Origin of the sequence: Mesorhizobium sp. M0051 (assembly GCF_040323235.1) — a bacterium.
GTDB lineage: Bacteria > Pseudomonadota > Alphaproteobacteria > Rhizobiales > Rhizobiaceae > Mesorhizobium.
In genome coordinates, this window is sequence record NZ_JAMYUT010000029.1 from 1 (window position 1) to 17,343 (window position 17,343).

Genomic DNA, 17,343 nt, shown 5'->3' on the forward strand with positions numbered 1-17,343 from the left:
CATGCCGTTCAACGGCTTCACTGGACGAGGTTAAGTGCTTGCAAAAGCTGCAAAATAGGCGCGTTTATGGACGGAAACTAGCTAGGATATTTTCCAGCAGGCATCCGCCATCGGGCGGGTGCCTATATCGCCCGGCCTTACCGGCTTGCAGCGACCGCCTTCCTGGCTTCCTTCATATTCGGAAGGAACACGGTCAGCAGCCCAAGCAGCGGCAGGTACGAGCAGACCTGGAAGACATAATCGATGCCCTTCATGTCGGCGACCACGCCGAGCACGGCAGCCGCGATGCCGCCCATGCCAAAGGCGAAGCCGAAGAAGATGCCGGCGATCATGCCGACACGTCCCGGCACCAGTTCCTGGGCGAAAACGACGATGTTGGAGAAGGCCGATGACAGGATCAGGCCGATCACCACCGTCAGCACCATCGTCCATTCCAGGTTGGCGTAGGGCAGGGCGAGCGTGAAGGGCAGCACGCCGACGATGGAGAACCAGATCATGGCCTTTTGTCCATAGCGGTCGCCGAACGGGCCGCCAAGCAGGATGCCTAGCGCCGAGGCGCCGAGGAACAGGAACAGCATGACTTGCGACATCTGCACCGAAACGCCGAACTTATGGATCGAATAGAAGGTGTAGTAGCTGGCGAGGCTGGCGATGTAGGCGTTCTTGGTCAGCACCAGCAGCGTCAGCACCGCCAGTGCCCACATCACCTTGCGGCGCGGGAAGGGCGAGACGAAGCTTGCCGTCTTGCGATTGCCCTGTGCTGCGCGCAGCCGGCTGTACCAGCCGCCGACCCGCCACAAAACGATGATGCCGATCAGCGAGCCGCCTGCGAACCAGGAGATGCTGGTCTGGCCGAAGGGCACGACGATGAAGGCAGCCAACAGCGGCCCCATGGATTGGCCGAAATTGCCGCCGACCTGGAATAGTGACTGCGCCAGACCGAAGCGGCCGCCAGAGGCGAAGCGGGTGATGCGAGAGGATTCCGGATGGAAGATCGCCGAGCCGATGCCGATCAGCGAGGCGCCGACCAGGAGCAGCGAATAGTGCCCGGCATAGGCGAGCACGACCAGACCGATCAGCGAAGACGCCATGCCGTAGGGCAGCGAATAGGGCATCGGCCGCTTGTCGGTGATCATGCCGATCACCGGCTGCAGCAGCGATGCGGTCACCTGGAAGGTGAAGGTCAGAAGGCCGATTTGCCAGAAATCGAGGCCGTAATTCTCTTTCAGCAAGGGATAGATGGCCGATAGCAGCGACTGCATGATGTCGTTGATGCAATGGCAGAAGCTCACCGCCAGGATGACGGTGAAGGCCGTCGCCTGGGCTGAAGCGTGACTGGCGGTCGGTGGGGCGACGCTGGCGGCTGTCGTATCGGTCAAGGTAGACTCCGTGATCTTTTTGGCGGCACGCCCGCAGGGCAAACTGGCGGACGCTGCTGAAGGCCGCCTAAGGAACGGGTTGCCTTATAAGCTGCTTGCAGGGTGACTTCTTTCGTGGTTTGGTCCAATAGTTTCGCAAGTGGGCCATACAAGATGCCGCACGGCAAAGAAGTCTTCCACGCCGGCAGTGCCGATCTCGAGCAGTTGCACGAGCGCCGCTGGCAGTGGTTGGAGCAAGTGGCCGGGCCGGCGGTGGCGCTGCCGACCGAATATCCTGACGGCTATCGTGTGCCGCTGCACCGCCACAGCCGTAGCCAGCTGCTGCATGCGCTGGTAGGCGTCGTGCTGGTGACCACGCGATACGGTCGCTGGATGGTGCCGCCCGACCATGCGATGTGGATTCCAGCCGGCACCGAGCATTCCGTCGAGATGCTGGGCGATGTTTCGATGCGTTCGGTCTATGTCATGCCGCAGGCGATACCCGGGCTGCCGGAAGGGTTGCGCGTCGTCGGCGTCACCGACCTGATGCACAGCCTGATCGTGGAATCGGAAAAGCTGCCACAGGGCGGCGAGTTGGAAGGGCGCGGCGGGCTGATCATGAATCTGCTGCTGCACGAAATCCCGACCCTGCCGGAACGGCCGCTCGGTCTGCCGTTCCCGTCCGATCCCAGGCTCTCGGCACTCTGTCGGCGCTTCGTCGCCGCACCTTCGCCGCACGCGACGATCGACGAGTGGGCCGATGCCGCCGGCATGAGCCGCCGCTCCTTCACCCGCGCCTTCCAGCGCCAGACCGGCCTGTCGCTGTCGACATGGCGCCAGCAAGCCTGCCTGTTCGCGGCGCTGCCGCGGCTGGCCGATGGCGAACCGATCACCAGGGTGGCGCTCGATCTTGGCTATGACAGCGTCCCGGCCTTCATCACCATGTTCAAACGCATGCTGGGCGCGTCGCCGCGCGGCTATATGCGCGGCGCACGCGAAAGCTCGAAGTCGCTCGTCGCCTGATTGGCCCGGTTCGACTGGAGAGTCCTGCGCCGTAAGGTCAGGTATCGGTCTTAGTCGAAGAGGCTGGACACCGATTCCTCGGTCGCCGTGCGCGAAATGGCTTCGCCCATCAGGTCGGCGATAGAGATGACGCGGATGTTGGGAGCATCGAGCACGCCTTGGGTCGGCTGGATGGAATCGGTGATCACCAGTTCCTGCAGTTTCGAGCCGCTGATGCGGGCAACCGCGCCGCCCGACAGCACGCCGTGGGTGATATAGGCGGTGACGCTGGTGGCGCCGTTGGCCAGCAGCGCATCGGCGGCGTTGCACAGCGTGCCGCCAGAATCGACGATGTCGTCGATCAGCAGGCAATCCTTGCCGGCAACCGCGCCGATGATGTTCATCACTTCCGATTCACCGGGTCGCTCGCGGCGCTTGTCGACGATGGCGAGTTGCGCGTCGAAGCGCTTGGCCAGCGCGCGCGCCCGCACGACGCCGCCGATGTCGGGCGACACCACCACGACGTTGCCGAGCTGCTTGTATTTGGCCTTCACGTCGCGGGCCATCACTGGCACCGAGAACAGATTGTCGGTCGGGATGTCGAAGAAGCCCTGGATCTGGCCGGCGTGCAGGTCGAGCGTCAGAACACGGTCGACGCCGGCGCGGGTGATCATGTTGGCGACCAGCTTGGCCGAGATCGGCGTGCGGCCGGAGGCGCGGCGATCCTGCCTGGCGTAGCCGAAATAGGGGATGACCGCCGTGATGCGCTTGGCCGATGAGCGCATGAAGGCATCGATCATGATGAGCAGTTCCATCAGGTGATCGTTGGTCGGGAACGAGGTTGACTGCAGGATGAAGACATCCTCGCCGCGCACATTTTCCTGGATTTCGACGAAGATTTCCTGGTCGGCGAAGCGCCTGACAGTGGCCTTGCCCAGCGGGACGTTGAGGTACCGGGCGACCGCTTCGGCCAGCACCCTGTTGGAATTGCCCGCGAAGAGTTTCATGCACCGTTCCTGGTGGAGGATGGAAAGCCCTGACGGACTCGCCTGCGCCCTTTAACCGGGCTTTTAGCGGCCCGCGCCGGTATTGCAAGCACCGAGATCGGGAATCCGTCGGATAATCCTAGGAAAGCCTTGCACCATCGCCGGTAGAAATCATTTCAGCCCGCCTTGCCGCCAAGCCAGGCCGCGAACTGGTCGATGGTCTGGTCGGCGATCGCCTGCATGGTGGCTGGCGAGACCCCCTTCCAGCTGTCACCGGCCCCGCTGGCGCCGCCACTAACCGAAGGCGCCTTCTGCTGGCCGTTGATGCGGTGCAGGCGGTTGCCTGCCGGGTCATAGACGTCCCAGACATAGATAACGGTGGTATCGGTGCCTTCAGACATCGTCGAGAAATAGCCTTTGAGCACATGCGTCGCGGTCTGGTCGGCGCTGCCGGCGAGCGTGATGCCGCGCTGCCGGGCGCGCGTCTGCAGTTCCGCCGTCAGTGGTGTCGCGGCCTCGACCGACGCGCCGACAATCGGCGCGATCTGCAGCCGGGTCCTCGCCAGGGCGGCGGCGCTTTGGGCTGATGTGACCGGTGTGGTGGTGGTTGCAGGAGCGCCCGCCACGGTGGAGGCAGGGCCGCCCGGGGCCGGAACAGCGGCTGCCGTGTTGCCTGATGTGGCGGGCAGTGTCTGGGTCGACGTTGCCGGCGGGGTGATGGCAGAGGGTTCGAGCACGTCCTTTGCGTTGGTGCAGGCGCCAAGAGCCAATGCCACAAGCAATGACACGGTCGTCACATGCGATCGTCTCATTTGCCTTCTAACTCCTTGGCGAAGAACGCCTCCCATTATGGATTCACTGTACGATCAAGTCGAGATCATGGCGGGACAGCGGCTTCGGCTGGGATTCGGTGGTCAGGTAGGTGCGGCCAAGCGTCATTGCCGTCTCGGTGTCGGAATCCATGATGATCATGTGGGCGAACAGCGTCATGTTGGGCGCGATCGGCTCGGGATTGCCTTGGTAGAACATCGGCATGTCCATCCAGGATGGCGTGAAGCGGGCTCCGACCGAATAGCCGCAGGCGTTCAACCGGTGCTTGGTCAGGCCGTGCGCCTCCATGGTGCGGGCGTGGGCGTCGAACACGTCGCCGAAGCTGTTGCCCGGCGTCATCGCCTTCTCGACGGCCAGAAGGGCGGCGCGGGCGGCGTCGAAGAGCTCCTGATGGCGCTTGGAGACCTTGCCGGTCAGCACCGTGCGCATCATCGGCGCATGGTAGTGGTTGAAGACGCCAGCCCATTCAAGCGTCAGCTGGTCGTTCTTTGTGAGCTTGCGGCGGCCGGCCTTGTAGCGGCACAACAGGGCGTCGACACCGGAGCCGATGATGAATTCGTTGGCTGGATAGTCGCCGCCGCCGGCGAAGATCGCACCTTGCATGGCGGCCAGGATCAAGGCTTCGTCGCCACCCTGCTTGATCAGCGGCAAGGCCGCGTCGAGCGCGTCGTCTGAGAGATTGGCGGCCTTCTCGGCCTTCGCGATTTCGGCTGGGCTCTTGAACAGGCGCAGCCGGCCGACGATGCCGGATGCATCGGCGATCTGGCCGAAGGTCTGCAACTGTTCGTCGAGCCGGCGGCCGTTGAAGGCGGTCAGGCCGTGAGTGTCGTATTCGACGCCAATGCGAGCGCCGAGCAGGTCGAGTTCGTTGAGAAGATTGCGCAGGTCGACCGCCGGATTGGCGCCATCGCGGTCGGTCCACAGAACGATGTTGTCGATGATCGAGGTCTGGCGCGCCTGACGCAGATCGGCCGAGCGGGTCAGAAGCACCATCGAACCGTCGGCCTTCACCACCAGGCACTGGAAGAAGCAGAAACCGAACGTATCGTAGCCGGTCAGCCAGTACATGCTCTCTTGCGCGAACAGGAGGATGGCGTCGAGCTTCTTCTCGGCCATCTCGATCATCAGCCGGTCGCGCCGCGCGTCGAATTCGGATCGTTCAAAATGCAGCGCCATTATTCCCTCTCCAAAACGATTGCCGAAACCTGCCGGCCGTAATCGGGCTCCTTGCGGTGCGTGGCGCGCCGGTAGGAGTAGAACAGATCTTCCTCGGCATAGGTGCAGCGTCCGAGGCCGTCGGCTATTACACCGGCCTTGGCCAGCCGGTCGACCGTGTAGCGGTTGAGGTCGAACATCGCATGGCCGGCGTTGGCGGAAGGCGCGAAATAGCCGATGTTCTCGGCGTCGGCCTCAACGAAGCGGGCAAGGAATTCCGGTCCGACTTCATAATTTTGCGGGCCGATCGAAGGGCCGAGCACGGCGATGATGTTTTGGCGATGGGCACCGAGGCTTTCCATGGCGATGACGGTGTTTTCAAGCACGCCTGTGAAAGCGCCTTTCCATCCGGCGTGTGCGGCGCCGATGATGCGCGCCTGCGGATCGGCGAAGAGCACCGGACCGCAATCTGCGGTCGAGGCGCCGATGGCGACGCCCGGCCGGTCGGTGACGATGGCGTCTGCCTTGGGGCGCTCGCCGGCAAAGGGTTCCCGGGCGATGACGACATCAGGTGAGTGGATCTGCCAGGCGGTCAACAGATGGCGTGCCGGCACGCCCATCCACGCAGCGACCCGGGCGCGGTTCTCGGCCACCAGGGCCTGATCGTCGTTCGATCCGGTGCCGATGTTGAGGCCGTGATAGATGCCGCTGGAGACACCGCCAATGCGGGTAAAATAGCCGTGGCGGATGCCTTGTGCCTGCGCCTTGTCCAGCAGCGGCGACCGAACGGGATCCGGTTTGGTCTGATTCAGCATGCGGGCGTTGTTGTCCGTGTGGGCGGTTTCGTCAAGAAGAAGGTGCTTCGTCGATAAGGAGGCGGGGCTGGGCGGTGTGACCGTCTCTTTTCGCCGGACGGGAGATTGGGAGGGGCGGCGGTGAAAAGTCAATCCGCCGCGAAGGTCGTTGTTGCAGAGAGTGGGACGGCCACGCCGCGCGGCAGCACCGCAAGCACCTTGAACAGTGCGCCCATGTTTTGCGGAGCGGCGAGGCGCTCGACGGCCTCAGTTATGTTGTCGCGTGTCGCCTGGTCGGCATCGGCGCCGAGGCGGCCGGCGCGTTCGAGAATTCCCATGCCGAGCAGGAAATCGCCCTGCGTCGACAGATGGGCGTCGAGGCCGTGCGCTCGAACGGCTGCGGCAAGGGCGGCGAAATCGACATGGGTGGTGAGGTCGGCCTCGCCGGGATTTGCCAGCACATCTTCGCGATTGTGGCCGCGCAATGCCTGCAGCGTGTCGCCGACGCCCGGCTGGAGATGTCCATAGTCGAGGAACAGGCCGGCACCGCCATGCCTTGATATGCGCTCTGCGATGGCCGCCATCAGTGCCGTGCGGGCAGGCGCCACTTCGACGATAGCGCCTTGCGGTGCGCCATCGGCATCGGCGGGCAGCAGCGTCGGGTCGACCGAGCCGGCACCGGCGAAGAAGCGCAGTTCGTTGGTGTCATCCAGACCAATCATGCGCTCGCGCCAGCCGGCGCCGGCGCGGACGAACTGGCGGACGGGCACGGCGTCGAACAGTTCGTTGCCGACGATGAACAGCGGCTGCTGCGGCAGCGTCTCAATGGTTTCGTGCCAACGAACCGCGAAAGGTGTGACGCCAATCGTCCGTTGCTGGACTTCTGTCAGGCGTGGGCTGGTCTCGATCATGGGGAAGGTGGCGCCGTTGGCGAGTTCAGGATCTAGCCGCGACAGCGTCCGCAGCATGTCCTTCATCAGCGTACCGCGGCCGGGGCCGATCTCGGCGATGGTGGCCGGCAGCGGCCGGCCGCTCGCCAGCCAGGCCTGGTACACCCACACAGCGACCAGTTCGCCGAACATCTGGCTGATCTCGGGCGCGGTGATGAAGTCGCCGGCCGCACCGAAGGGCTCGCGCGTCATGTAATAACCGTCCTGCGGGTCGAAGAGGCACAGCGCCATGTATTCGTTGATGGGAAGTGGCCCCAATGCCTCGATCAGGTCGACGATGCGGGTCTTCAGCCGGGTCATATCGGCTGCGGCTGTGCCACCGGCTTGGCGGTCAGCATCGCCCAGATGCCGGCCAGCACCATCGGAGTCGACAGGATCATGCCCATGGTCAGCCAGTTGGTGCCGAGGAGATAGCCGAGCTGCTGGTCGGGCTCGCGGAAGAACTCGACGAAGATGCGCGACAGGCCGTAGCCGCAGATGAAGGCGCCGCCGACGAAGCGCGGCGTCTTCAGCTTGAGGCGCCAATGGGTGAGGATGCGCAGCGCGAGGAACAGCACCACACCCTCGAGCAGCGCCTCGTAGAGTTGGCTGGGGTGACGGGCAAACGGCCCGCCATTGGGGAATTCGAACGCCCAGGGCACCTCCGTCGGCCGGCCCCACAGCTCGGAATTGATGAAGTTGGCGACGCGCACCAGGCCAAGGCCAACCGGCACGCCGGCCGCCACGACATCGAACAGCGACCATGTGCGGATGCCGCGCTTGATCGAAAACAGCGTCATGGCGAGGATAACGCCAAGCAGGCCGCCATGGAACGACATGCCGCCTTGCCAGACCGCGAAGATATCGAGCGGGTGCGCAATGTAGCGCGGCAGATCATAGAACAGCACATAGCCCGTGCGGCCGCCCAGCACGACGCCGATGGCCGCCCAGACGATGAAATCGTCGAGGTCCACCGGCTTCATCGGCAGGACGCCGTTCGGCCACAGCTTGGCACTGGCGGCAAGCCGCTTGGCATACCACCAGGCAAACAGGATGCCGACGATGTAACCGACGCCGTACCAATGCACCGCCAGCGGCCCGATCTGGATGAGGATCGGGTTGATGTTGGGGAAGGGCAGGGAGGCCAGCGGCTGCAGGAAATATTCGTTCAACGGGGAACTCTCGGTTGCAAAACGCGTTTTCGCGCGGACCATGCGGCAGGCTTTTGGCACGGTCAAGGCAAGGTGGGCGCTCTCGACTTGATGCCGCAACGCAGCGCAACATGCTTGCATTCGACGCGCAGCGCCACTACGTCAATTTGTGCAAGCGCGAGGATTTGCCATGTCTACCGGACCGAACCGCATTCTCGATGAATTCGCCAAGCTGATGACCGATGCCGCCGGCGCCGCCCAGGGCGTGCGCCGTGAGGTGGAGACCGCCTTCAAGGGCCAGGCCGAGCGCATTCTCAACACAATGGACGTGGTGCAGCGCGAAGAGTTCGAAGCCGTGCGCGAGATGGCCGCCAAGGCCCGGGAAGAAAACACCCGGCTTTCCGCCCGCATCGAGGCGCTCGAGACCAAGCTTGCCGAACTGGCCGGTGACGCCTCACCGGCGGCGGCGGCCAAGCCCCGCGCAAAAAAATAATCGTTAAACTTTTCCACATAGCCCGATCCTGAAAAGCGCTTTGCCGTGAATCGCTTAACGGCATTGCATGAATCTTTGTGACAGCGGCTTTCCACATGCGAATGACGCAGTGCGAAAAATTGGGCTGTTCACGCGACTCCCGATCAATAGACTGAATTTGTTGCATGATTCGGAGCAGGGTCATGTGGCCGGGCGGTGGGGTCCGGTCCGGGGTCTTTGTGTCGAGAAGTGGTCTTTGCGCGAAGAAAGTCCTGGCCGTCCGAGTTCTAGACAAGATTGTTCGTTGTGTGTGCCCTCCCGCTGAGCGTGTGGCGGCGCTCGTACAGAACGACAGGAAGCATTCCATGGAACTTCTCGAACTCGAATTCTCCCGCGAAATCCATCCGGTGGATGTTATCGAGCAGGTGGCCCACAACAACGACTGGTCCTTTGAGCGGGCCGGCGACGACGAAATTTCGATTTCGGTTGCCGGAAGCTGGACCGACTATCACGTTTCCTTCTCATGGATGGAGGATTTCGAGGCGCTGCACCTGGCCTGCGCCTTCGACATCAAGGTGCCGGAGACCCGCGCGCTGGAAGTGATGCGGCTCTTGTCGCTCATCAACGAACAGATGCTGTTTGGCCATTTCGACCTCTGGGAGCAGGAGGGCGCGATCATGTTCCGCCAGTCGCTGCTGTTGGCCGGCGGGGTCGAGCCGTCGAGCCAGCAGGTCGAGGTCTTGCTGTCGTCCGCGCTGGAAGCCTGCGAGTGCTATTTCCAGGCGTTCCAGTTCGTCGTCTGGTCGGGAACCTCGGCCAAGGACGCGCTGGCTGGCGTGCTGTTCGAGACCTACGGCAACGCCTGAACCAGCAGAAACGGAAGATGAGTTCGAGCAGCGCGCTTAAGCCCGAGATCAGTTTTGCCGATTTCGATCGTGTCGACATCCGCGCCGGCACCATCGTCGAGGTCGAACCGTTCCCCGAGGCGCGCAAGCCGGCATTCAAGCTGAAGATCGATTTCGGCCCCGGCATTGGCGTCAAGAAGTCGTCGGCGCAGATCACCAAATACTATACGCCGGAGACATTGGTCGGCCGGCAGGTGTTCGCGGTGGTCAATTTCCCGCCGCGCCAGATCGGGCCGTTCATGTCGGAAGTGCTGACGCTCGGCTTTCCCGACGAGGAGGGCGCGGTGGTGCTCGGCGCCATCGAGCGCAAGGTGCCGGATGGCGGCAGATTGTTTTAGACCGTTGCGTTCCTTCGCGCCGGTTCCGAGCATTCATTGCGGTTGCGCCTCCGTCAGGCCGCCAGCTTCCGCATCGCGCCGAGCGCCTCTTCGACCGTGTCGAGAAACATTTCGGCACAGGCTTTCCAGCTGTAGCGCATGGCGCGTTCGCGTGCTTCCGCACGATCTACGCTGAGGGCGGCAAGCGCTGCCTCGCGCAGATCGTTCGACACCGCGCCGCCAAAACCGTCGCCGACGATATCGATCGGCCCGGTCACCGGGTAGGCGGCGACCGGGGTGCCGCTGGCCAGTGCCTCGATGATGACGTTGCCGAACGTGTCGGTGCGGCTTGGGAAGACGAAGACATCGGCCGAGGCATAGATCTCGGCCAGTTCGTCATTGGGGCGGTGGCCCAGGAAATGCGCTTGTGGGAATTTCGCCTTCAGCCTGGCAAGCTCCGGACCCTCGCCGACGACCACCTTGCTGCCGGGCAGATCGAGTTTGAGGAACGCACCCAGGTTCTTTTCGATGGCGACGCGGCCGACGCAGAGGAAGACCGGCCCGGGGAAGCCGAGGTCCTTCTTCTTGTCCGGCCGGAAATGGTCGGTGTCGACGCCGCGCGTCCACGGCCGCAGCTTGTTGAAGCCGCGCGCCGAGAGGTCGTCGGCGAGCGACTGGGTGGCGACGAGCGTGCCCTGCCCGGAATTGTGGAAATCGCGCAGCCAACGATAGGTCCAGCTCTCCGGCACCGGCAGGCGGGCGCTGAGATATTCGGGAAAGCGCGTGTGATAGCTGGTGGTGAACGGCCGGCCGGCATTGCGGCAATAGCGCCGCGCCATGATGCCCAACGGACCCTCGGTGACGATGTGGATGTGGTCGGCCTTGCCGGCGTCGATCAGGCGCGCGACATGGCCGGGGGTGGTCAGTGCCAGCCTTATGTCGGGGTAGGTCGGCAAGGGTAGCGTGCGAAAGATGTTGGGCGTCAGGAAATCCACCGCGACATCGAAGGATTTCAGCGTCTCGGTGAGCTGCTCCAGCGTGTGGACGACGCCATTGACCTGCGGGCGCCAGGCGTCGGTGACCATCAATATGCGCATGGCGGCCCTTTGCAGGAAAGGTCGACGGTTGCTTTGAGACGATGCTTGAACGGCGACCAGCCGGCCGCCCTCGCTTCGCTCCAGCGCACCCGGGCGGGCACGGGGTCGAAGTGAGGCGGCAGGGCCGAATCGACTGAGGTCGCGCGCTTCATGGGCGTCCTTGATCATGGTTTCATGACGGGCGGATGAAGCCCGTGTTCCGCCGACTATGCTGGAACCTTGATGACGGCGCGCAGGCCGCCGAGCGGGCTGTCGTCCAGGGTGATATCGCCGCCATGGCTGCGAGCAATGTCGCGGGCAATCGACAGGCCGAGCCCAGTGCCGCTGGCGTCGAGGTTGCGCGCCTCGTCGAGCCGCACGAAGGGCTTGAACACCTCTTCGCGCCTGTCGGCCGGAATGCCTGGGCCGTCATCGTCGATGGTGACCAGCAGCGAGCCGCGGCCATGGGTGGCGTTGACCTCCACCGTCTTGGCATAGCGGAAGGCGTTGCCGATGACATTGGACATCAGTCGGGCGAAGGCGTTCGGCCGCACATGCACATCGCGGTCGCCGGCAAGCGTCGTCGACAGCTTGCGCTTGCGCAGCCTGGCTTCCTCGCCGAGCTTCTCGAAATAGGCTTCGAGATCGAACCGCCCGGCGTCTTCCGAAGCTTCGCCACGGGCAAAGGCGAGATAGCCTTCCAGCATCGACTGCATGTCGTCGATGTCCTGGTCGAGCGCCGCCTTGGTCTCGGCCTTGCCGCCGGCCAGCGCAAGCTGCAACTTGAAACGGGTGAGGATGGTTCGCAGATCATGGCTGACGCCGGTCAGCATGGCGGTGCGTTGCTCGATCTGGCGTTCGATGCGCTCGCGCATCTGCATGAAGGCAAAGCCGGCGCGGCGAACCTCCTCGGCGCCGCGCGGCCGGAAGTCGCGCGGCATCGGCCGGCCCTTGCCGAAGCTTTCGGCAGCTTCGGCAAGCATCAGGATCGGCCGGATCTGGTTGCGCAGGAAGGGGATGGCGATCATCAGGAGCACGAGCGAGGTGCCGACCATCCAGATCAGGAAGATGTGGGTGTTCGAGGCGTAGGCCTGGCTGCGGCGCACGAAGACGCGCAGCACCTTGTTCTCGAGCTGGACGCGCACCTCGACGATGTTGGAATTGCCGACCGTGTCGATCCAGAACGGGCGGTTGATCTGGCGGGTGATTTCGGACGAGAGAACATCGTCGAGGATAGAGAAGAAAGGTTTGGGTCCAGGCGGCGGCAAGGGGTCGGGCGGCAGCAGGTCGACCTTCAACTGCATGCGATCCTGGGCGATGCGGATGATGTTGGTGTAGTCGGCGTCGTGCGGATAGGTCTCGATCAGGTCGATGATGGCGGCGATGTCGCGTACGGTGGCCTGCGACAGGCGCTGCGTCACGGTTGCCCAATGGCGCTCCATGAAGACGAAGGCAACGACCGATTGCAGCAGGATCATCGGCGCGATGACGATAATCAGCGAGCGGGCGTAAAGCCGCTTTGGCATATAGAGCGACACGAGGCGCCAGAAGCGGTTCCAGGCGCGCGGCACAGCCTTCAGCGTCCGCGTGGCGCGTGCGCTCAAGCCGCCATTGCCCGGCTGTTCCAGTTCCGTGGTTGCCATTCGCTCTTTTCGCTCACCCGCAGCCGTTCAGCCGGCCGCAGGCGGCATTCTATTCCACGCTGAGCCGATACCCAATACCGCGCACGGTCTGCAGCCAGACCGGATTGGATGGATCGCGCTCGATCTTGCGACGCAGCCGGTTGATCTGGACGTCGATGGTGCGCTCGCCGACTTCCGAATCGTCGCCGACAAGCTCGTGGCGGGGTATGGTCTCACCTGCCCGCGCGGCAAAGATCGCCAGGATCTCCTGCTCGCGATCGGTCAGCTTCAGCGCCTCGCCGCCACGCTTCAATTCGCGCCTGGCGATCTGGAAGGTGTAGGGGCCGAAGACCAGCTGCTCGACCTTCGGCGTGCTCGTCGGGCCGCCGCGGCGCAGGATATTGTTGATGCGCAGGATCAGCTCGCGCGGATCGAAAGGTTTTGGCAGATAGTCGTCGGCGCCGGCCTCCAACCCGCTGATGCGGCTATCGGTCTCCGACAGCGCCGTCAGCATCAGGATCGGTACGTTCTTTTCGGCGCGCAGCGACTTGGTCAGGTCGACGCCTGTCTCGCCGGGCATCATGACGTCTAGCACCAGAAGGTCGAAGTCGAGGCCGGCAAGTTTGCGCCTGGCTTCGCCGGCATTGCCGGCGACGGTAACGCGAAAGCCGTTTTCAGTCAGATATTGCTTGAGAAGATTTCGGATGCGGGTGTCGTCGTCGACCACAAGCAGGTGCGGTGCGTCGTCGTCCGGTGCGGCCGCGTGATCTACCCGTTCAGTGCTCTCCATGGTTTTTCCCTGACATTTTTGCGGACCCCAGGTCGATCTGCGCCCTCAGTTCCGGATCGACCATCGCTTCGAGGAACCGTTCCACCAAGGTCCGTTCGGTTATTCCGGAATCTTCCAATGCAGCATGGATGCGGCGCGACTGTGGCCGCGCCAGCGCCAGCGCCAGCGCACGGCCCCTGGCCGTCGGATAAAGCTCGCGCTGGCGGCGGTCGCGTGGACCTTGCAACTGCACGACATGGTCGGTGTCGATCAATTGCTTGAGCACGCGAGCCAGGCTCTGCTTGGTGATCTTCAGCACGTCGAGCAGTTCGGCGACCGTCAGGCCCGGCCTGCGGTTGACGAAATGCAGCACCCGGTGGTGGGCACGGCCGAAGCCGTAGTCGGCCAGGATCTGATCCGGATCGGAGGTGAAGTCACGATAGGCAAAGAAGAGCAATTCGATGATGGCGAAGTCGATGCCGTCCTCGTCTGACATCGCGGTTCTGATCGGTTTCCCGGCTGCGTGGCTACGATCCGTCATCATTTCTCCGTGGGAAAGAGAGATTATGTCAGTACTATTGACGTAATTTCCCTGCAATGGTAATTTTTGACAAGCTTTTGGGCGAATTGCGAACGAAAAGGCAAGCCAAGCCGGCTTTTCCGGAACTTCCTTAGTTTGCCAGAGCGCAATTATCCGCCTACGCTCCTGAAAAAGCCGCCTTCCATAGGCGACAAGAACACACAACGACACAACGCTATGCGGGCTGCCGCCCGCGGGAGGTTACCATGGCATCCGTTCCCTTCGATCAACTGGAAGGCTTCATCTGGATGAACGGCGAATTCGTCCAATGGGGTGACGCCAAAATCCATGTGCTGACCCATGGTCTGCATTACGCCAGCGCCGTCTTCGAGGGCGAGCGCGCCTATGGCGGTGAGATATTCAAGCTCAACGAACACACCGAGCGCCTGCATGAATCGGCGCGCATGCTCGGCTTCAAGATTCCCTATTCGGTGGCCGAGCTCAACGACGCCTCCACCACGCTTTTGAAGAAGCAGGGTTTCCAGGACGCCTATGTCCGGCCGATCGCCTGGCGCGGCAGCGAGCAGATGGGCGTTTCGGCGCAGAACAACCGCATCAACTGCGCAATCGCCATCTGGCAGTGGCCGAGCTATTTCGATCCGGCGCAGAAGCTGAAAGGCATCCGCCTCGACGTGGCGGAATGGCGCCGGCCCGACCCGCGCACCGCACCGTCCAAATCGAAGGCCGCCGGCCTCTACATGATCTGCACCATGTCCAAGCACGCCGCCGAGGCCAAGGGCTATGCCGACGCCATGATGCTCGACTGGCGCGGCCAGGTCGCTGAAGCGACCGGCGCCAACATCTTCTTCGTCGAGGACGGCAAGATCCACACGCCCATGCCCGACTGCTTCCTTGACGGCATCACCCGCCGCACGGTCATTGGGTTGGCCAAGGATCGCGGTCTGGAGGTGATCGAGCGCGCAATCCTGCCGGAAGAGCTGGAAGGCTTCCAGCAGTGCTTCCTGACCGGCACCGCAGCGGAAGTAACGCCGGTGTCGGAGATCGGACCTTACCGATTCGAGGTTGGTGAAATCGCCAAGAACCTTATGGATGACTATTCTGCCGCCGTTCAACCCAAGCACGCGATCGCTGCAGAATAACGATAGTCACAGCTTTTTTAGCAAGCAGGGGCAGTTTTAGCGCCGCCCCTTCTATTTAAGCATTCTTGCATTTGACTTTCGTCCAATTCGGCGTCTCATGATGCTGTCGGCCCGGGAGGCTGGCAGTTATGGAGGGACTAATCATATGGACATGAACACGCTTCTTCCGATCATTGTGCAGGTGATTACAGGCATCATCGGTGGTCAGGCAGTCGGTGCGGCGCTCAAGACGGCGGCGATGGGTCAGCTTCCCAAAATCCTGGGTGGAGCCATTGGCGGCGTCGGCGGCGCGGCGATCCTCGGCAGCCTGCTTGGCGGCGGCGCGGTTGATACGGCGGCTGCGGCAGCAGCAACGAGCGGTCTCGGCAGCGCGCTGAACCTGCAGAATATCATCGGCGGCGCCGGCGGCGGCGCGATCCTGACCGGCATTCTCGGCGCGGTCATGGGCGCGATGAAGAAGTAAGCAGCGGCCATTCGGTCTTTCAAATGGGCGGCTTCGTTCGCCCATTTCCGCTTTGGAGCTACTAACTGTTCGTCTTTCGAGGGGTGGACGCCCTTCACCAGCGTCTCTAAATCACGGCTGGCATAGCGAAAGGACGATCATGGGTCAGCTCAATGCCGGCATCGTGCCGGTCACACCGTTCCAGCAGAATTGCACCATCCTGTTCGACATGGACGACAAGCACGGTGTCGTCGTCGATCCAGGCGGTGACATCGACAAGGTGCTGGCGGCGCTGAAGGACCATGCGATATCAGCCGGTGCGATCTGGATAACGCACGGCCATATCGACCATGCCGGCGGCGCCATGGAGTTGAAGGAAGCGCTCGGCATCGAGATCGTCGGACCGCATGAGGCCGACAAGCCGCTGCTCGACAATCTGGAAAACCAGGGCAGGCGCTACGGCATTGCCGGTGCGCGCAACTGCGTGCCCGACCGGTTCCTGGCCGAAGGCGAGACCGTCTCGTTCGGCGGCCATGTTTTCGAGGTGTTGCACTGCCCCGGCCACGCGCCTGGCCATGTCGTTTACTACAACCGCGCGGCCAAATTCGCCCATGTCGGCGACGTGCTGTTTCGCGGTTCTGTCGGCCGCACCGACCTGCCGGGCGGCGACCACGCGGCGCTCATCGCGTCGATCAAGGACAAGCTGCTGCCTCTCGGCGACGACATCGGCTTCATCTGCGGCCACGGTCCTGGCGGACGCTTCGGCGAGGAGCGGCGCACCAATCCCTTTCTGGTTTAAGGTGGAGCGATATTGAGCGCGATCCTGAAAAGCAAAAAGCGCCAACCTCGCGGCCGGCGCTTTTTGTTTGGGGGCAGGGAAGCCCTATAGTTTAATTTGCCGTGCAGAAATGCTGTTCGCCGTCACTGCCGGTGAACGTGCCGGTGCGGGCGTTGAACGTGCGGTAGCGGTCCGAGCAATACTCGTACCAACCGCGGGTCCACGGCTCGGCGTAGCCTTCATTGTAAACGACCCTCGGCTCCGCATAGTAGCGGCGGACCGGGGCCGGGCGCACCACTACGTCACGATCGTAGTAACTGTCGTCGTAGTAGCGGTCAGCGTAGGGCGGGGGCTGGTCGTTGGCCAACGCGCCACCGATCAGGGCGCCCGCCGCGAGGCCGAGGACGCCGGCGGCAATGGCATCGCCGTTGCCGTGATGGCCATGATGGTGGCGCCAGTCACCTGCATTAGCCGCGGGCAAGGTCACGAGCGTGGTGGCGACCACGGCTGCGGACAGGGCGGCGATCTTGAAAACTCGGTTCATCTTGGTCTCCTTCGTACCGGCCCGTGCAGTTTCGGGGGATGCGGTCCGGCTTTACCAAAGACTAATATGCGACCGTGGCTGAACAGGGGCTGAACGGATTTCGATGTGTTAATTCAAAAAAGGCGTAAATGGTCACACGCTCTCAACGGGGCGAAACTGCTTGCCGTCGACGGTCTGAGGCGGCTCAGCCGACCGACAGGTTGACGGCCTTCGGACCCTTGCCACGCTTGTCCGGCTCGGTGTCGAATGTCACTTTCTGCCCATCCTCGAGACCGGGAAGACCTGACGCCTGCACGGCTGAAATATGGACGAAAACATCCTTCGCGCCATCGTCGGGCGTGATGAAGCCGAAGCCTTTGGCATGGTTGAAGAATTTCACGGTGCCGGTCTGCGGCATGGGAAGCTCCTTTGTCCCATAAATTCCAGTCTCGGGCCGGCAAATGCCCGAATGGAAATTTGTCCTTTATTTTAGCGTCATCGGCAAGAGAAAGTTTTGCAGGCGGCCAAAGGGCGTCGCGGCGCGCCTCAGGTC

General features: G+C 63.0%; 20 protein-coding genes. 7 read left to right on the forward strand and 13 right to left on the reverse strand.

Annotated elements, in window-relative coordinates:
* Positions 1–137: 137 nt before the first annotated feature.
* Complete coding sequence (locus NKJ90_RS25390; RefSeq protein ID WP_352487113.1) at positions 138–1,379, reverse strand: MFS transporter; 1,242 nt, start codon at positions 1,377–1,379, stop codon at positions 138–140.
* 153 nt (positions 1,380–1,532) lie between these two features.
* Here NKJ90_RS25390 and NKJ90_RS25395 point away from each other — a divergent pair, with 153 nt between their 5' ends.
* A complete protein-coding gene (locus tag NKJ90_RS25395; RefSeq protein ID WP_023761205.1) occupies positions 1,533–2,381 on the forward strand; it encodes an AraC family transcriptional regulator in 849 nt (282 codons plus the stop codon).
* A 50-nt stretch (positions 2,382–2,431) separates the two neighbouring features.
* On the opposite strand, the gene NKJ90_RS25400 is transcribed toward NKJ90_RS25395, so the two are convergent.
* The 6 genes from NKJ90_RS25400 to lgt form a co-directional block, all read right to left on the reverse strand.
* On the reverse strand, positions 2,432–3,367 hold the full coding sequence (locus NKJ90_RS25400; protein WP_013530002.1) for a ribose-phosphate pyrophosphokinase: 936 nt from the start codon (positions 3,365–3,367) through the stop codon (positions 2,432–2,434).
* Between the two features lie 155 nt (positions 3,368–3,522).
* Positions 3,523–4,158, reverse strand: coding sequence for a hypothetical protein (locus tag NKJ90_RS25405; protein WP_031260726.1), 636 nt, complete (start codon positions 4,156–4,158; stop codon positions 3,523–3,525).
* 43 nt (positions 4,159–4,201) lie between these two features.
* Positions 4,202–5,353 carry a M24 family metallopeptidase gene (locus tag NKJ90_RS25410; RefSeq protein ID WP_023761207.1) on the reverse strand — a complete coding sequence of 384 codons (1,152 nt, stop codon included), beginning with the start codon at positions 5,351–5,353 and terminating at the stop codon, positions 4,202–4,204.
* Positions 5,353–6,147: a peptidoglycan editing factor PgeF gene (pgeF, locus tag NKJ90_RS25415; protein WP_023761208.1), complete on the reverse strand. Its 795-nt coding sequence runs from the start codon at positions 6,145–6,147 to the stop codon at positions 5,353–5,355. The genes NKJ90_RS25410 and pgeF overlap by 1 nt, the downstream gene beginning before the upstream one ends.
* A 128-nt stretch (positions 6,148–6,275) precedes the next feature.
* Positions 6,276–7,376: a class I SAM-dependent methyltransferase gene (locus NKJ90_RS25420; RefSeq protein WP_023761209.1), complete on the reverse strand. Its 1,101-nt coding sequence runs from the start codon at positions 7,374–7,376 to the stop codon at positions 6,276–6,278.
* Complete coding sequence (gene lgt / locus NKJ90_RS25425) at positions 7,373–8,227, reverse strand: prolipoprotein diacylglyceryl transferase (RefSeq protein ID WP_031260727.1); 855 nt, start codon at positions 8,225–8,227, stop codon at positions 7,373–7,375. The genes NKJ90_RS25420 and lgt overlap by 4 nt, the downstream gene beginning before the upstream one ends.
* A 169-nt stretch (positions 8,228–8,396) precedes the next feature.
* Between lgt and NKJ90_RS25430 the strand changes: the two genes are divergently transcribed.
* The 3 genes from NKJ90_RS25430 (at position 8,397) to NKJ90_RS25440 (ending at position 9,921) form a co-directional block, all read left to right on the forward strand.
* Positions 8,397–8,699 carry an accessory factor UbiK family protein gene (locus NKJ90_RS25430; RefSeq protein ID WP_023761211.1) on the forward strand — a complete coding sequence of 101 codons (303 nt, stop codon included), beginning with the start codon at positions 8,397–8,399 and terminating at the stop codon, positions 8,697–8,699.
* Between the two features lie 344 nt (positions 8,700–9,043).
* Positions 9,044–9,544: a type III secretion system chaperone family protein gene (locus NKJ90_RS25435; protein ID WP_013893499.1), complete on the forward strand. Its 501-nt coding sequence runs from the start codon at positions 9,044–9,046 to the stop codon at positions 9,542–9,544.
* A 17-nt stretch (positions 9,545–9,561) separates the two neighbouring features.
* Positions 9,562–9,921, forward strand: a complete 360-nt coding sequence (locus NKJ90_RS25440) for a tRNA-binding protein (RefSeq protein WP_023761213.1) — start codon at positions 9,562–9,564, stop codon at positions 9,919–9,921.
* Positions 9,922–9,974: 53 nt separating this feature from the next.
* On the opposite strand, the gene NKJ90_RS25445 is transcribed toward NKJ90_RS25440, so the two are convergent.
* From NKJ90_RS25445 to NKJ90_RS25460, 4 genes are all read right to left on the reverse strand, one after another.
* The gene (locus tag NKJ90_RS25445) at positions 9,975–10,997 is read right to left on the reverse strand and encodes a glycosyltransferase family 4 protein (RefSeq protein ID WP_031260728.1); all 1,023 of its coding nucleotides are present in this window, start codon (positions 10,995–10,997) and stop codon (positions 9,975–9,977) included.
* 206 nt (positions 10,998–11,203) lie between these two features.
* Positions 11,204–12,619: an ATP-binding protein gene (locus NKJ90_RS25450; protein WP_023761216.1), complete on the reverse strand. Its 1,416-nt coding sequence runs from the start codon at positions 12,617–12,619 to the stop codon at positions 11,204–11,206.
* A gap of 49 nt (positions 12,620–12,668) precedes the next feature.
* Positions 12,669–13,388, reverse strand: coding sequence for a response regulator (locus tag NKJ90_RS25455; RefSeq protein ID WP_023761217.1), 720 nt, complete (start codon positions 13,386–13,388; stop codon positions 12,669–12,671).
* Positions 13,375–13,908, reverse strand: coding sequence for a MarR family winged helix-turn-helix transcriptional regulator (locus NKJ90_RS25460; protein ID WP_031260729.1), 534 nt, complete (start codon positions 13,906–13,908; stop codon positions 13,375–13,377). Before NKJ90_RS25460 ends, NKJ90_RS25455 begins: the two co-directional genes overlap by 14 nt.
* Positions 13,909–14,153: 245 nt before the next feature.
* On the opposite strand from NKJ90_RS25460, the gene NKJ90_RS25465 reads away from it, so the two are divergent.
* The 3 genes from NKJ90_RS25465 (at position 14,154) to NKJ90_RS25475 (ending at position 16,288) form a co-directional block, all read left to right on the forward strand.
* Entirely contained in the window at positions 14,154–15,047 is an 894-nt protein-coding gene (locus NKJ90_RS25465; protein ID WP_023761219.1) for a branched-chain amino acid aminotransferase, read from the forward strand.
* A gap of 145 nt (positions 15,048–15,192) precedes the next feature.
* A complete protein-coding gene (locus NKJ90_RS25470; RefSeq protein ID WP_023761220.1) occupies positions 15,193–15,510 on the forward strand; it encodes a hypothetical protein in 318 nt (105 codons plus the stop codon).
* A gap of 139 nt (positions 15,511–15,649) precedes the next feature.
* Positions 15,650–16,288: an MBL fold metallo-hydrolase gene (locus tag NKJ90_RS25475; RefSeq protein ID WP_023761221.1), complete on the forward strand. Its 639-nt coding sequence runs from the start codon at positions 15,650–15,652 to the stop codon at positions 16,286–16,288.
* 91 nt (positions 16,289–16,379) lie between these two features.
* Here the strand turns inward: NKJ90_RS25475 and NKJ90_RS25480 are convergent, their stop codons facing one another.
* Positions 16,380–16,811 carry a BA14K family protein gene (locus NKJ90_RS25480; RefSeq protein WP_023761222.1) on the reverse strand — a complete coding sequence of 144 codons (432 nt, stop codon included), beginning with the start codon at positions 16,809–16,811 and terminating at the stop codon, positions 16,380–16,382.
* A 184-nt stretch (positions 16,812–16,995) separates the two neighbouring features.
* Positions 16,996–17,208 (reverse strand): cold-shock protein, encoded by a 213-nt coding sequence (locus tag NKJ90_RS25485; RefSeq protein WP_008877668.1) that lies wholly within the window; start codon positions 17,206–17,208, stop codon positions 16,996–16,998.
* Positions 17,209–17,343: the final 135 nt, after the last annotated feature.

Bases quoted from the DNA above. Each gene is read 5' to 3' on its own strand.
- NKJ90_RS25395 (WP_023761205.1), top strand. From the start codon at position 1,533: ATGCCGCACGGCAAAGAAGTCTTCCACGCCGGCAGTGCCGATCTCGAG.
- NKJ90_RS25400 (WP_013530002.1), bottom strand. From the start codon at position 3,367: ATGAAACTCTTCGCGGGCAATTCCAACAGGGTGCTGGCCGAAGCGGTC.
- NKJ90_RS25405 (WP_031260726.1), bottom strand. From the start codon at position 4,158: ATGAGACGATCGCATGTGACGACCGTGTCATTGCTTGTGGCATTGGCT.
- NKJ90_RS25410 (WP_023761207.1), bottom strand. From the start codon at position 5,353: ATGGCGCTGCATTTTGAACGATCCGAATTCGACGCGCGGCGCGACCGG.
- pgeF (WP_023761208.1), bottom strand. From the start codon at position 6,147: ATGCTGAATCAGACCAAACCGGATCCCGTTCGGTCGCCGCTGCTGGAC.
- NKJ90_RS25420 (WP_023761209.1), bottom strand. From the start codon at position 7,376: ATGACCCGGCTGAAGACCCGCATCGTCGACCTGATCGAGGCATTGGGG.
- NKJ90_RS25430 (WP_023761211.1), top strand. From the start codon at position 8,397: ATGTCTACCGGACCGAACCGCATTCTCGATGAATTCGCCAAGCTGATG.
- NKJ90_RS25435 (WP_013893499.1), top strand. From the start codon at position 9,044: ATGGAACTTCTCGAACTCGAATTCTCCCGCGAAATCCATCCGGTGGAT.
- NKJ90_RS25440 (WP_023761213.1), top strand. From the start codon at position 9,562: ATGAGTTCGAGCAGCGCGCTTAAGCCCGAGATCAGTTTTGCCGATTTC.
- NKJ90_RS25445 (WP_031260728.1), bottom strand. From the start codon at position 10,997: ATGCGCATATTGATGGTCACCGACGCCTGGCGCCCGCAGGTCAATGGC.
- NKJ90_RS25450 (WP_023761216.1), bottom strand. From the start codon at position 12,619: ATGGCAACCACGGAACTGGAACAGCCGGGCAATGGCGGCTTGAGCGCA.
- NKJ90_RS25455 (WP_023761217.1), bottom strand. From the start codon at position 13,388: ATGGAGAGCACTGAACGGGTAGATCACGCGGCCGCACCGGACGACGAC.
- NKJ90_RS25460 (WP_031260729.1), bottom strand. From the start codon at position 13,908: ATGACGGATCGTAGCCACGCAGCCGGGAAACCGATCAGAACCGCGATG.
- NKJ90_RS25465 (WP_023761219.1), top strand. From the start codon at position 14,154: ATGGCATCCGTTCCCTTCGATCAACTGGAAGGCTTCATCTGGATGAAC.
- NKJ90_RS25470 (WP_023761220.1), top strand. From the start codon at position 15,193: ATGGACATGAACACGCTTCTTCCGATCATTGTGCAGGTGATTACAGGC.
- NKJ90_RS25475 (WP_023761221.1), top strand. From the start codon at position 15,650: ATGGGTCAGCTCAATGCCGGCATCGTGCCGGTCACACCGTTCCAGCAG.
- NKJ90_RS25480 (WP_023761222.1), bottom strand. From the start codon at position 16,811: ATGAACCGAGTTTTCAAGATCGCCGCCCTGTCCGCAGCCGTGGTCGCC.
- NKJ90_RS25485 (WP_008877668.1), bottom strand. From the start codon at position 17,208: ATGCCGCAGACCGGCACCGTGAAATTCTTCAACCATGCCAAAGGCTTC.